Source organism: Pseudomonas parasichuanensis (assembly GCF_021601385.1).
Taxonomy (GTDB): Bacteria; Pseudomonadota; Gammaproteobacteria; order Pseudomonadales; family Pseudomonadaceae; genus Aquipseudomonas; species Aquipseudomonas parasichuanensis.
The window spans coordinates 73,091-86,038 of record NZ_BQHO01000018.1 but is presented as its reverse complement, the minus strand read 5'-3'; the positions used below and the strand labels follow the sequence as shown (position 1 = coordinate 86,038).

Here is a 12,948-nt window from a genome sequence, read left to right as displayed (position 1 = left end):
TCCTACAAGGAACGCGATCACCTGTAGGAGCGGCCTCGTGCCGTGAAAGGGCTGCGCAGCAGCCCCAGCATCTGATGGTCACTCCTCAAACCGGATGGGGCACAGTTCAACCCCTTCCAGCTTCTGCAACTCCTCCATCACCTGCGGCCTTGCCCGCTGCAACGTCAGGCTCCCGCCACTGCGCATCAACCGCCGCGCCTCGCGGTGCAACATATCCACACCCGAATAGTCGATGAAGTTCACCTGCCGCGCATCGATCACCACGTGTGGTCCCTGGCAGCGCTGAAGGCGCACCTGCAGATAATGCGCCGCGCCGAAAAAAATCGACCCGCCAACCCGCAAGATGTCCGCCTCCCCTTCCCGGCTTTGCTGCACCCGTGGCCGCGAGGTGCGCTTGAGGTAGAAGAACAGCGACGCCAACACCCCGGCATAGATCGCCGTCTGCAACTCCAACAGCAGCGTCGCCGCCGCTGTCAGCGCCATCACCAGGAACTCCGAACGGCTGACCCGGAACAGCGCGCGAATGCCGCGATGGTCCACCAGCCCCCAGCAGATCAGCAGGATGCTCCCCGCCATCGCCGGGATCGGCAGGTGGGCGATCAGCCCGGCGCCGGTCACGGCGAACAGCGCCACCCACAAGGCCGAGAACACCCCGGCCAGTGGCGAGCGGGCGCCAGCGTCGTAGCTCAGGCCCGAGCGAGTGAAGGAACCCGCGGACAGGTAACCGGAAAAAAACGCGCCGCCGATGTTGGACAGGCCCTGTGCGCGGATCTCCTGGTCAGGGTCGATCAGTTGCTCCGAACGTGCCGACAACGAGCGGGCAATCGACAGGCTGGTGACCAGCCCCAGCATGCCCACCGCCACAGCGCTGGGCAGCAGGCGCAGCATCAGTTCCACGTCCAGCAGCGGCAGCGGGCTGAAGGGCGGGAGTTGCCCGGCAAACGCAGCCACCCTGGGCACGTGGCCGAACACGCCGGGTAACAGCCAGGCCACCAGGCTGACCAGCAGCAGGCTTATCAACAGGCTTGGCCAGCGCGGGCGCCACAGTTTCAGGGCAATACCGATGACCAGCGTGGCCAGGCCCAGGGCCAGCGATGGCAGATCCACTTCGCCCATGTGCCCAGCCAGGTCCTGCACAGTCTTCAACGCCGTGGCCTGGCTCGGCAGGTCCATCCCCAGCAGGTTCGGCAGCTGCCCAAGGGCGATGACGATGGCGGCGCCGAGGGTGAAGCCCAGCACCACCGAGTGGGAAACGAAATTGACCAGCGCCCCGAAGCGCAACAGCCCCAGCAGCAACTGGAAGACACCGCCAAGGAAAGTCAGCAGCAGTACCAGGGTCACGTAGTCGGCGCTGCCGGCCACGGCCAGCGGGCTGATGCTGGCGTAGAGGACGATGGAGATGGCGGCGGTAGGGCCGCAGATCAGGTGCCAGGACGAGCCCCACAGGCAGGCGATCAGCACGGGGACGATGGCGGCGTACAGGCCGTACTCGGCGGGCAGCCCGGCGATCAGGGCGTAGGCGATGGACTGCGGCAGGGCGAGGATGGCGCCGCTCAGGCCCACCAGCAGGTCCTGGCGCAGGCTGCGGCCCGATTGGTGGGGCAGCCAGGTGAGGAAGGGCAGCAGGTGGATAAGGCGGGGCATGGGGCAACTCGCTTAGGATCCGATCTTGTGTTGGCCTTGCCGGCCTCATCGCCGGCAAGCCGGCTCCCACAGTGATACCACAAGCCTCAAGACTGTCGCTGTACCTGTGTGGGAGCTGGCTTGCCAGCGATGAGGCCGGAACTGGCTGCAAGGCTCTAGAGTCTGCCTGTTACGGCCTCTTGGGCGCTGCCACCGGCTTTGGTGGTCACTCCAGCCAACCACCCTTCCAGCAGCTCTGGATGGGCCTTAACCCAAGCCTTGGCCGCCTCATCGAAGCTCACTTTCTTATCCACAACCTCGGCCATGATGCTGTTCTCCATCTCCAGCGAGAACTTCAAGTTCCCCAGCAGCTTCGCCGCATTCGGGCACGCCTGTGGATACCCCTTGCGGGTCAGGGTGTAAACATCGCCCTTGCTGCCGAACCATTTCTCCCCACCCGTGAGGTAATGCATCTTCAGCTTCACGTTCATCGGGTGCGGGGTCCAACCGAGGAAGGTGATGAACTGCTGCTTCTTCACCGCCCGGTCCACCTGCGCCAGCATTGCCTGCTCGCTGGACTCGACCAGCTTCCACTGCCCCAGATCGAACTCGTTCTTGTCGATGATCGCTTTCAGCGACAGGTTGGCCGGCGCGCCCGATCCAATGCCGTAGAGCTTCTTGTCGAACTGCTCGGCATGCTTTTGCAGGTCGGCGAAGTCCTTCACACCTGCGTTCCACACGTAGTCGGGCACAGCCAGGGTGAACTCGGTGCCTTCCAGGTTCTTCGCCAGTTGTTGCACATCGCCGTTGGCGATGAACTTGTCATGGAAGCCCTGCTGCGCCGGCATCCAGTTGCCGAGGAAGGCATCCACCCGGCCATCCTTGAGGCCGCCGTAGATGATCGGCACGGCCAGGCTGTCGATCTTCACCTGGTAACCCAGGCTTTCCAGCAGCAGCCGGGCCAGGGCGTTGGTGCTGGCGATATCGCTCCAGCCGGGGTCGGCCAGTTTCACGGTGCTGCATTGCGCGTCGCTGTCGGCGGCGTGGGCCGTGCCCAGGCCCAGGGCCAGGGCGAGCACGGCGGTGGAGAACTTCTGCATGGCGGCCTCTCTTCTCAATCCAGGGGTGCGGGCTGTGGATAACGTGCCTTGCGCTCGAGGTCGTCGAGATCGATATGGTTGCGCATGTACTGTTGGCTGGCGTCCACCAGCGGTTGGTGGTCCCAGCTTTTCAGCTTGCCGATGGCCAGCGCCTCGGCCACGAGGCGGCGGCGCCGCTGGCTGGCCAGCACCTGCTGGCGCAGGGCCGGGATATCCCAGCGCTGTTTGGCTTCATCGGCAAATGCCTGCAGCAGCGCCTGGTGGTCCGGGCTGCCGGTGAGGTTCTCCCGCTCGTGCGGGTCGCGGCTCAGGTCGTAGAGTAGCCATGGGTCGTCTTCGCTGTACACGAACTTGTAGGGGCCACGGCGGATCATCATCAGCGGGCCGACCGTGCCTTCGGCCATGTATTCGCCGATCACCTCGTCATGCCCGCCCTGCCCTTGCAGGTGGCCGAGCAGCGAGCGGCCATCCAGGTGCAACTGGTTATCCACAACGCCGCCGGCCAGTTCGATCAGGGTTGGCAGCAGGTCGCAGGTGGATACGCTGGCGCTGACGCGGGCCGGCCCGAAGCGCTTGGGCGCATGGATCAGCAGCGGCACCCGCGCCGACATCTCGAACCAGTGCATCTTGTACCAGAGCCCACGCTCGCCAAGCATGTCGCCGTGGTCGCCCGAGAACACGATCAGGGTGTCGTCGGCCAGGCCGCAGTCTTCAAGGGTTTGCAGCAGCTTGCCGATGTTGTCGTCGATGTAGCTGCAGGCGCCGAAGTAGGCGCGGCGGGCGTCGCGGATCTTGTCCACGGGCAGCGGCTTGTTCCACAGGTCGTAGACCTTGAGCAGGCGTTGCGAGTGGGGGTCCTGCTCAGCCTGATCAATTTCCTCGCGTGGCAGCAGGATATCCACAGCCTCGTACAGATCCCAGTAGTGCCTGGGGATGGTGTACGGGTCGTGGGGGTGGGTCATGGAGACGGTCAGGCAGAACGGCCGGCCGTCATCCTCGCGCACATGGTCGTAGAGGTACTGGCGCGCCTTGAACACCACCTCTTCGTCGAAATCCAGCTGGTTGGTGCGCACACAGGGCCCGGCTTGCAGCACCGAAGACATGTTGTGGTACCAGCTCGGGCGCACATCCGGTTCATCCCAGTTCACCGCCCAGCCGTAGTCGGCCGGGTAGATATCGCTGGTCAGGCGCTCTTCGTAGCCGTGCAACTGGTCGGGGCCGCAGAAGTGCATCTTGCCCGACAGCGCGGTGCGGTAGCCAAGGCGGCGCAGGTAGTGGGCGTAGGTAGGCACGTCGGCGGGGAAGTCGGCGGCGTTGTCGTAGGCGCCGATGCGGCTGGGCAACTGGCCGCTGACCAGGGTGAAGCGCGACGGTGCGCACAGCGGGCTGTTGCAGTAGGCACTGTCGAACACCACGGCCTGTTCGGCGAGGCGGGCCAGGTGGGGCATCTTGATCGACGATGGGTTGTAGATCGGCAGCAAGGGCGCAGCCATCTGATCGGCCATGATGAACAGGATGTTGGGTCGCTTCATGGGTGCCTTCCATCGTCAAGGGTTATGGGTACCACTTGCAATCCAGCATGCGGCTGTGGATAACAGGGGTAAAGCCCATGCCGGGCAATGACTGGGATTAGCCAAGCTTATGTTTGAGCACCTTGCCGACCTGCCCCTCGACACCTTGCGCGTGTTCGAGGCCGCCGCCCGCCTGCGCAGCTTCACCGCTGCCGCCGTGGAGCTGGGCACCACTCAGCCGGCGGTGAGTCAGCAGATGAAGCGCCTTGAGGCGCAGCTGGGCACGCGGTTGTTCGACCGGATTTACCGCGGCATCGAGCTGACCGAGGCGGGGTTGCTGTTGTTCGAGCAGGTGCACCAGGGCTTGCAGGCGATGGACGATGGCGTTGCCCAAGCCAGTGGGCGCGGCCAGCGCGAGGTGCTGCAGGTGGCGACCGACTTCGCCTTTGCGGCGTTCTGGCTGATGCCGCGCTTGCAGCGTTTCCACGCGGCTTATCCACAAGTGGACGTGAGCCTGGTGACCGGCGAGCGCAGCCAGGCGATGCTGCGCCCGGACATCGATGTGGCGGTGCTGTTCGGCGATGGCCGCTTCCACCAGGGCGAGAGCCGCTGGCTGTTCGACGAGGAAGTCTTCCCGGTGTGCAGCCCTCGGCTGATTCATGGCAAACCCTTGTCAGCCGTGGCTTTGCAACGATTGCCCCTGCTCCATTTACGGGGTGAGCAGGCCAGCCGCTGGTTCGACTGGGCGGGGGTGTTTCGCGGGTTTGGCGTGGACAGCCCGCCACCGGCCGGGCAGCTGCGGTTCGACAATTACACCCTGCTGATCCAGGCGGCGATTGCCGGCCAGGGGGTGGCGATCGGCTGGGGGCACCTGGTGGACGGGCTGGTGGAGCAAGGCTTGCTGTGTCGGCCGTTGGAGGGGAGTTTGCGCTCGAAGCGCGGGTATTACGTGGTGCTGCCGCCGCGCAAGCGGCGTGGGGCATTGATCGAGCGGTTTGTGGATTGGCTGGAGCAGGAGCGCAGCCTGTGAAATCGTTCACCTGTAGGAGCGGCCTTGTGCCGCGAAAGGGCTGCAACGCAGCCCCCGGGCTTCAGCGTTACCATCAAAATTGCCGGGGCCGCTCTGCGGCCCTTTCGCGGCACAAGGCCGCTCCTACAGGGATGGCGTAGACTTCAGGTATTCAACGCAACCAGGAGCCACCGTGCAAAGGATCAAGGGTTACCACGCCCACGTGTACTACGACGCATCGACCCTGGAGCAGGCCCGCGAGCTGTGCGAAGAGGCGACGCGGCTGTTCCCCGTCACCATGGGGCGCATGCACCAGAAGCCGGTCGGGCCGCACCCGGACTGGAGCTGCCAACTGGCGTTCGGGCCGGAGGTGGTGGGGGTGGTGCTGCCGTGGCTGGCGCTGTACCGCAAGGGGTTGGTGGTGTTCCTGCACCCGGAGACCGGGGACGAGCTGGCGGATCACCGCGATCATGCGATCTGGATGGGAGCGATCAGGCCGTTGGATCTGTCGATCTTTGGTGACTAGTCCTGTAAGCCTGTGCTGGCCTCTTCGCGGGTAAACCCGCTCCCACAGGCACCGCAAACCCTGTGGGAGCGGGTTTACCCGCGAAGCAGGCGACGTGGTTCAGCGACGGGCGCCGCGCACCCCTTCAGCCAGCGCCGAGCACAGGCTCAGCACGTCATTCACGGCCTGGTCGGCATCCTTGGCCTGGGCGATCTTGTCGACCAGCGCCGAGCCTACCACCACGCCATCGGCCAGGCGGGCGATAGCCGCAGCCTGCTCCGGCGTACGAATACCGAAACCAACGCTGATCGGCAGGTCGGTATGCCGGCGCAGGCGTGCCACGGCCTCGGTCACATGCTCGGTGGTCGCCGAGCCCGCACCGGTCACACCGGCCACCGACACGTAGTAGACGAACCCGGAGCTGCGCTCCAGCACGCGCGGCAGGCGCACGTCGTCGGTGGTCGGGGTGGTCAGGCGGATGAAGTCGATGCCCGCGGCCTGGGCCGGGGTGGCCAGCTCGGCGTCGTGCTCAGGCGGCAGGTCGACGATGATCAGGCCATCGACGCCGGCCTCTTTAGCCTCGGCGACGAACGTGTCCACACCGAAGCGGTGGATCGGGTTGTAGTAACCCATCAGCACGATTGGCGTGGTTTGGTTGTCCACGCGGAATTCGCGCACCATCTGCAGGGTCTTGGCCAGGGTCTGGCCGGCTTCCAGGGCGCGCAGGGTGGCGAGCTGGATGGCCACGCCATCGGCCATCGGGTCGGTGAACGGCATGCCCAGCTCGATCACGTCGGCGCCGGCGGCCGGCAGGCCCTTGAGGATCTTCAGCGAGGCGTCGTAGCCAGGGTCGCCGGCGGTGACGAAGGTGACCAGGGCGGCGCGGCCTTCGGCCTTGAGTTCGGCGAAGCGTTGTTCGAGACGGCTCATGCCTGTTTCTCCTGGGCGGCCATATGGTTCATCACGGTTTGCATGTCCTTGTCGCCACGACCGGACAGGCAGATCACCATCAGGTGGTCTTTGGGCAGGGTCGGGGCGCGCTTGATCGCCTCGGCCAGGGCGTGGGAGCTTTCCAGCGCCGGGATGATGCCTTCGAGGCGGCAGCTGATGTGGAAGGCGTCGAGGGCTTCGTCGTCGGTGATGCTCACGTATTCCACGCGTTTCACTTCATGCAGGTAGGCGTGTTCCGGGCCGATGCCAGGGTAGTCCAGGCCTGCGGAAATCGAGTGGGCGTCGGTGATCTGGCCGTCGGCATCCTGCAGCAGGTAGGTGCGGTTGCCGTGCAGCACGCCCGGCACGCCGCCGTTGAGGCTGGCCGCGTGCTTGTCGGTGTGCACGCCGTGGCCGCCGGCTTCGACGCCGATGATCTTGACGCTTTCATCTTCGAGGAAGTCGTGGAACAGGCCCATGGCGTTGGAGCCGCCGCCGACGCAGGCGATCAGGCTGTCGGGCAGGCGCCCTTCCTTCTCGTGCAGCTGGGCGCGGGTTTCTTTGCCGATGATCGACTGGAAGTCGCGGACCATCGCCGGGTACGGGTGCGGGCCGGCCACGGTGCCGATCAGGTAGAAGGTGTCGTCGACGTTGGTGACCCAGTCGCGCAGGGCCTCGTTCATGGCGTCTTTCAGGGTGCCGGTACCGGCGGTGACCGGGACGATCTCGGCGCCCAAGAGCTTCATGCGGAACACGTTGGCCTGCTGGCGCTCGATGTCGGTGGCGCCCATGTAGATCACGCAGGGCAGGCCGAAACGCGCGGCGACGGTGGCGGTGGCCACGCCGTGCATGCCGGCGCCGGTCTCGGCGATCAGGCGTTTCTTGCCCATGCGCTTGGCCAGCAGCACCTGGCCGATGCAGTTGTTCACCTTGTGCGCGCCGGTGTGGTTGAGCTCTTCACGCTTGAAGTAGATCTTGGCGCCGCCGCAGTGCTCGGTCAGGCGTTCGGCGAAGTACAGCGGGTTGGGGCGGCCGATGTAGTCGCGCTGGAAGTAGGCCAGGTCTTCGAGGAACTTGGGGTCGGCCTTGGCGGCTTCGTATTCGCGGGCCAGGTCGAGCACCAGCGGCATCAGGGTTTCGGCCACGTAGCGGCCGCCGAACGAGCCGAACAGGCCGTTGGCGTCGGGGCCGGGGCGGTATTGGGACTGGGACATGGGGCGCTCCATAGGCGGTGTGAAGGTTGGGATCGTGTGCGCTTCTTCGCGGGTAAACCCGCTTCCACAGGGATGACACCGAACCTGTGGGAGCGGGTTTACCCGCGAAGAAGCCACATCGGTCGATGGGCTTTACTCTACTCACGGCGCACGCCGCTGAAAACCGATAAGATTGCGCAAACCTGTCAGGAAATCTCACAAGTCATATGGCCCATGACCTCCCCCCGCTCAACGCCCTGCGCGCCTTCGAGGCCACCGCCCGGCTCAACAGCGTCAGCCAGGCAGCCGAAGCGCTGCATGTGACCCATGGCGCAGTCAGTCGGCAGATCAAGGTGCTTGAAGAGCACCTTGGGGTGGCGCTGTTCGTCAAGGACGGGCGCGGCGTCAAACTCACAGATGCCGGTGTGCGCCTGCGCGATGCCAGCTTCGAGGCGTTCGACCGCCTGCGCGGCGTGTGTGCCGAGCTTTCGCGCACGGCAGACGAAGCGCCGTTCGTGCTCGGCTGCTCGGGCAGCCTGCTGGCGCGCTGGTTCATCCCGCGCCTTGGGCGTTTGAAAGCGGACCTGCCGGAGCTGCGTTTGCACCTGTCAGCCGGTGAAGGCGACCTTGACCCGCGGCGCCCGGGGTTGGACGCGCTGCTGGTGTATGCCGAGCCGCCGTGGCCTGCGGACATGCAGGTGCATGTGCTTGCTGAAGAGCGGATCGGCCCGGTGCTGAGCCCTCACTTCGAAGGCTTCGATCGTTTGAAAGCCGCGCCAGCCGTGGCTTTGCAACGAGAGGCAGTGCTTCACACCACCTCGCGCCCGCAGGCTTGGCCGACGTGGGCGGAACAGCAGGGCCTGGCGCCTGAAGCCTTGAATTACGGCCAGGCCTTCGAGCACCTGTACTACTTGCTGGAGGCGGCGGTAGCCGGGCTGGGAGTGGCCATCGCACCCCAGCCACTGGTAGCGGACGACCTGAAAGCCGGGCGGCTGGCAGCACCCTGGGGCTTTTCCCCCACCCGTGCGGCCCTGGCCCTGTGGGTACCGCGGCGCGCCGATGACGGGCGCGCCGAACAACTGGCGCAGTGGCTGCGCCAGGAGCTGCAACGGCAGGCGGGTTAGTTGCGGCGGCACATCAGGTAGGCGGCCAGCAGGCCAAGGGCGCCAACGGCCACACCGGCAGTGGTCCAGGGGTGTTGCTGGGCATAGTCGCGGGTGGCGATACCGGTTTCGCGGGTGCGGGTTTTAACATCCGCATAGGCATCGCTGAGCAGGCTGCGCGAGTGCTTGAGGGCGCTTTCGGCACTGCCGCGCAGCGCCTTCATGGTTTTCTGCGATTCTTCCGAGGCATCGTGCTTGAGGTGTTCCAAGGTCTTGAGCAGGCTCTCGATCTCGGCTTCCATGCTTTCCAGCGACGCTTTGCGCAGCGAGTTGTGGGCCATGGTGACTCTCCTTCGCGGTGGATGTGGTGTACAGGGTGCGACTGCGCGGCGGGCTGAAAGTGCGATCGAACTTTCACCTGCGACATCGGCTCGCAGGTAAACCAGGCCGGCACTGCTAGGCTGAACGGACACTTCACCGAAGGAGCGCGCTCATGACCGATCATCACACCTACAAGAAGATCGAACTGGTCGGGTCCTCGCCCACCAGCATCGAAGAAGCGATCAACAATGCCCTGGCCGAGGCCGGCAAGAGCATCAAGCACCTGGAATGGTTCGAAGTGGTCGATACCCGCGGCCACATCCGTGACAACAAGGCCGCGCATTTCCAGGTGACGTTGAAGGTGGGCTTTCGCATCGCCAACAGCTGACTGCTCCCGGGCTGGCCAAGCCCGGCATGATGCGGTAATAGGTTTGCAGGGCGCACAGGCTGCGCCCTTTTCGACTTTGATCTGTACAAGGAATGCGATAGATGAAGAAGTTGATTGTGGCAGTAGGCCTGATGGTGCTGGCCGGCGGTGCGATGGCGGCGGGCAAGCCGTGCGAAGAACTCAAGGCAGAGATTGCCGCCAAGCTGGATGCCAAGGGCGTGAAGGGTTATTCGCTGGAGATCGTCAACAAGGGCGACCCGGCGGGCAAGGTGGTGGGTACCTGCGAGGGCGGAGCCAAAGAGATTGTCTACCGGCGTGGTTGAGCACCGGACTCATCGCTGGCAAGCCAGCTCCCACATGGGTAGCGCTGTACTTGTGGGAGCTGGCTTGCCAGCGATGAACTTCACTCGGTTTTCAAAGCTTGCGCCATCAATTCATAAGACCGGATCCGGTCTGCATGCTCATACAGGTCGCTGGTAAAGATCAGCTCATCCGCACCGGTCTGCTCCAGCAGCACCTCCACCTTGGCCCGTACCTTCTGCGGGCTGCCGATCATTGCCAGGCCCAGGAAACTGCTCACCGCGTCGCGTTCATGGGGCAGCCACAGGCCGTTCATGCTCTCGACGGGCGGGCGCTGCATCAGGCTCTGGCCACGGATCAACGCCAGGATGCGCTGGTACACCGAGGTGGCCAGGTATTCGGCCTTCTCGTCGGTTTCGGCCACCACCATCGGCACCCCGAGCATCACGTAGGGCTTGGCCAGCGTGGTGGAGGGCTTGAAGTGGTCGCGGTAGATGCGGATCGCCTCGTGCATGTAGCGCGGCGCGAAGTGCGAGGCGAAGGCATAGGGCATGCCGCGCATGCCGGCCAGCTGGGCGCTGAACAGGCTGGAGCCCAGCAGCCACATCGGCACCTCGGTGTCGTGGCCGGGCACGGCGATGACCTTCTGGTCGTCGGTGCGCGGGCCGAGGTAGCGCGACAACTCCTCGACGTCATCCGGGAAATCATCGGCACTGCCGGAGCGCTCGCGGCGCAAGGCGCGGGCGGTCATCTGGTCGGAGCCGGGGGCGCGGCCCAGGCCCAGGTCGATGCGGCCCGGGTACAGGCTGGCGAGGGTGCCGAACTGTTCGGCGACCACCAGCGGTGCGTGGTTGGGCAGCATCACCCCGCCGGAGCCTACGCGAATGGTCGAGGTGCCGCCGGCCAGGTAGCCGATCAGCACGGCGGTGGCCGAGCTGGCGATGCCGTCCATGTTGTGGTGTTCGGCCACCCAGAAGCGGTGGTAACCGAAGCGTTCGGCGTGTTGCGCCAGGTCCAGCGAGTTGCGCAGCGCTTGCGCCGGGCCACCGTCGGCGCGCACGGGCACCAGGTCGAGGGTGGAATATTTCAGGTCTCGCAGGTGCGTCATCGAAAGCCTCCGCAGCAGGTGGTTGGCCATAGGCCTTGCAGACTCTGTATGGGCACATTCGAAGGATTCAATGCCTGCCGGTGGATTGATCTGAACTTGGCGTGGGCAGGGTCCTCAGAACCATAAACACCCCACCCTATGTCCTGGAGGCAGCATGAAAAAGACAGCATCGGCAATCTGGCAAGGTGGCCTGAAGGATGGCCACGGTCTGTTGTCCACCGAAAGCGGCGCGCTCAAGCAAAACCCCTACGGCTTCAACACCCGCTTTGAAGGCATCCCGGGGACCAACCCCGAAGAGTTGATTGGCGCGGCCCATGCCGGGTGTTTCTCCATGGCCCTGTCGATGATGCTGGGCGAGGCTGGCCTGACCCCGGAGCGCATCGACACCTTTGCCGAAGTGAGCCTGGACAAGCAGGCCGACGGCTTCGCCATCACCGCGGTGCACCTGACGCTCAAGGCGAAAGTGCCTGGGGCCAGCGAGGCGCAGTTCCAGGAGATCGCCAACAAGGCCAAGGCCGGTTGCCCGGTGTCCAAGGTGCTGAATGCGACCATCAGCCTGGATGCGACCCTGCTGACCTAGGCCGGCGCAACGGCGGCGGTTTGCGGTAGTCTAACCAGCATCGGCAGCCCGCCTGCCCTTTGAGGAGTGGTTCGATGATCCGCGTAGCAATTGCCGTGCTGGCCTCCCTGATGGCCACGGGCGCACTGGCCGCAGTCAAGCCGTGCGAGGAACTCAAGGCTGAGATCGAGGCGAAGATCCAGGCGCGCGGGGTGACCTCCTACACGCTGGAGATCGTGCCGAACAGCGAAGTCCATGATCAGAGCATGGTCGTGGGGAGCTGTGAGGGTGGGACCAAGAAGATCATTTATCAGAAGAATGATCGATAACGCTGGGGCCGCATTGCGGCCCCGCGTTACCTTCAGGGAATGCAGACCACATTGCTCGGCTCATTCACCACCACCTTGCGGTTGGCGTCGTACATCAGTATCTGCGGCTGCATGACTGGCGCTCGGGCCTCCAGGCGATAACGTTCGCCCGCCTTGAAATCGTTGTAGCGCACGGTGAGGTAGCAGGTTCGCTCGGTGGGGTCGGTACTGAAGCCGCCGGAGTGCACCTCGTAGTCGAAGCGCACCACCAGCTCATGCTTGCCCGGCGTCACCTGGAAGTAGCGGCCATCCTCGAGCCGCTTGCCGTCCAGGCGGTCGGCCATGAGGGTGCGGCCGGGGGTGACGGTGTACATGTCGATCCAGGCCTTGCCTGGGTCGACTGGCGGCAAGGGGCTGGCGCAAGCCCCCAGTGCGCTGATGGCGAACAGCATCATGGGCTGGCGCATGGCGAAACTCCCGCTCGCGATTTACAGGCTACAAGCATAGCGCCGTTCGCGGCCTTCAGGTGCGCTGACAGCCTGCCGGTTCACCCTGGCCAATCAATTTTTGCTGTTGGTCATACAGCTTGATCCAGGGGCGAAAACCAATGCTGCCGGCCTGCACCTGGTAACGCTGGCCGGCGGTGAAGTCCTTGTACGTGAGGTTCAGCTGGCAGTCGCGCCACAGCGGCTCGTCCACCGGGCCGATGTTGCTGGGCGTCACGGCGAACTGGTAGCGCACGGTCAGCTCGTGATTGCCGGGCTGCACCTCGAAATAGCGGTTGTCGGCCCAGGCCCGCTCATCCACCTGCACGGCATGCAGCGAGGCGTTGTCGTGCGGGGCCAGGTCGATCCAGGCCTGGTTCGGGTCCGGGTCGGGCAAAGTGGCACAGCCGGACAGCAGCATGAGTGTGCCCACGGCAAACCGAGTACGCATGGCGAAGCTCCCCCTTGGCAAGATAGTCTTGGTCGCATTCGGCCGACGAGCGAG

Annotated in this window: 16 protein-coding genes; 7 read left to right on the top strand and 9 right to left on the bottom strand. The window is 64.9% G+C overall.

The window, feature by feature from the left end:
- Positions 1-78 precede the first annotated feature (78 nt).
- The 3 genes from L6D77_RS15730 to betC all read right to left on the bottom strand — a co-directional run bounded on the left by L6D77_RS15730 (position 79) and on the right by betC (position 4,255).
- Entirely contained in the window at positions 79-1,644 is a 1,566-nt protein-coding gene (locus L6D77_RS15730) for a SulP family inorganic anion transporter (RefSeq protein ID WP_232884348.1), read from the bottom strand.
- A gap of 155 nt (positions 1,645-1,799) precedes the next feature.
- On the bottom strand, positions 1,800-2,723 hold the full coding sequence (gene choX / locus L6D77_RS15725; RefSeq protein WP_232884349.1) for a choline ABC transporter substrate-binding protein: 924 nt from the start codon (positions 2,721-2,723) through the stop codon (positions 1,800-1,802).
- Between the two features lie 14 nt (positions 2,724-2,737).
- Positions 2,738-4,255: a choline-sulfatase gene (gene betC / locus L6D77_RS15720; protein ID WP_232884350.1), complete on the bottom strand. Its 1,518-nt coding sequence runs from the start codon at positions 4,253-4,255 to the stop codon at positions 2,738-2,740.
- A gap of 109 nt (positions 4,256-4,364) precedes the next feature.
- On the opposite strand from betC, the gene L6D77_RS15715 reads away from it, so the two are divergent.
- Positions 4,365-5,264, top strand: coding sequence for a choline sulfate utilization transcriptional regulator (locus L6D77_RS15715; RefSeq protein ID WP_232884351.1), 900 nt, complete (start codon positions 4,365-4,367; stop codon positions 5,262-5,264).
- Between the two features lie 172 nt (positions 5,265-5,436).
- Positions 5,437-5,769 carry a DOPA 4,5-dioxygenase family protein gene (locus tag L6D77_RS15710; RefSeq protein ID WP_232884352.1) on the top strand — a complete coding sequence of 111 codons (333 nt, stop codon included), beginning with the start codon at positions 5,437-5,439 and terminating at the stop codon, positions 5,767-5,769.
- Between the two features lie 99 nt (positions 5,770-5,868).
- Here the strand turns inward: L6D77_RS15710 and trpA are convergent, their stop codons facing one another.
- Both trpA and trpB read right to left on the bottom strand, forming a co-directional pair.
- A complete protein-coding gene (gene trpA / locus L6D77_RS15705; protein WP_232884353.1) occupies positions 5,869-6,678 on the bottom strand; it encodes a tryptophan synthase subunit alpha in 810 nt (269 codons plus the stop codon).
- On the bottom strand, positions 6,675-7,892 hold the full coding sequence (gene trpB / locus L6D77_RS15700; RefSeq protein ID WP_232884354.1) for a tryptophan synthase subunit beta: 1,218 nt from the start codon (positions 7,890-7,892) through the stop codon (positions 6,675-6,677). Before trpB ends, trpA begins: the two co-directional genes overlap by 4 nt.
- 206 nt (positions 7,893-8,098) lie before the next feature.
- Between trpB and L6D77_RS15695 the strand changes: the two genes are divergently transcribed.
- Complete coding sequence (locus tag L6D77_RS15695; protein ID WP_232884355.1) at positions 8,099-8,995, top strand: LysR family transcriptional regulator; 897 nt, start codon at positions 8,099-8,101, stop codon at positions 8,993-8,995.
- On the opposite strand, the gene L6D77_RS15690 is transcribed toward L6D77_RS15695, so the two are convergent.
- Positions 8,992-9,315, bottom strand: coding sequence for an ElaB/YgaM/YqjD family protein (locus L6D77_RS15690; RefSeq protein WP_232884356.1), 324 nt, complete (start codon positions 9,313-9,315; stop codon positions 8,992-8,994). The two genes, L6D77_RS15695 and L6D77_RS15690, sit on opposite strands and share 4 nt — an antisense overlap.
- 152 nt (positions 9,316-9,467) lie before the next feature.
- On the opposite strand from L6D77_RS15690, the gene L6D77_RS15685 reads away from it, so the two are divergent.
- A complete protein-coding gene (locus L6D77_RS15685) occupies positions 9,468-9,683 on the top strand; it encodes a dodecin (RefSeq protein ID WP_003253076.1) in 216 nt (71 codons plus the stop codon).
- A gap of 101 nt (positions 9,684-9,784) precedes the next feature.
- Positions 9,785-10,006, top strand: coding sequence for a DUF1161 domain-containing protein (locus L6D77_RS15680; protein ID WP_153789033.1), 222 nt, complete (start codon positions 9,785-9,787; stop codon positions 10,004-10,006).
- A gap of 80 nt (positions 10,007-10,086) precedes the next feature.
- Here the strand turns inward: L6D77_RS15680 and L6D77_RS15675 are convergent, their stop codons facing one another.
- Positions 10,087-11,091, bottom strand: coding sequence for an LLM class flavin-dependent oxidoreductase (locus L6D77_RS15675; RefSeq protein WP_232884357.1), 1,005 nt, complete (start codon positions 11,089-11,091; stop codon positions 10,087-10,089).
- Between the two features lie 154 nt (positions 11,092-11,245).
- Here L6D77_RS15675 and L6D77_RS15670 point away from each other — a divergent pair, with 154 nt between their 5' ends.
- Both L6D77_RS15670 and L6D77_RS15665 read left to right on the top strand, forming a co-directional pair.
- Positions 11,246-11,671 (top strand): OsmC family protein, encoded by a 426-nt coding sequence (locus L6D77_RS15670; protein WP_125462052.1) that lies wholly within the window; start codon positions 11,246-11,248, stop codon positions 11,669-11,671.
- A gap of 74 nt (positions 11,672-11,745) precedes the next feature.
- The gene (locus L6D77_RS15665; RefSeq protein WP_153789030.1) at positions 11,746-11,979 is read left to right on the top strand and encodes a DUF1161 domain-containing protein; all 234 of its coding nucleotides are present in this window, start codon (positions 11,746-11,748) and stop codon (positions 11,977-11,979) included.
- Between the two features lie 32 nt (positions 11,980-12,011).
- Here L6D77_RS15665 and L6D77_RS15660 read toward each other — a convergent pair whose 3' ends face one another.
- Positions 12,012-12,425, bottom strand: a complete 414-nt coding sequence (locus L6D77_RS15660; protein ID WP_232884358.1) for a PA0061/PA0062 family lipoprotein — start codon at positions 12,423-12,425, stop codon at positions 12,012-12,014.
- 55 nt (positions 12,426-12,480) lie between these two features.
- Positions 12,481-12,894, bottom strand: coding sequence for a PA0061/PA0062 family lipoprotein (locus tag L6D77_RS15655; protein ID WP_232884359.1), 414 nt, complete (start codon positions 12,892-12,894; stop codon positions 12,481-12,483).
- Positions 12,895-12,948: the final 54 nt, after the last annotated feature.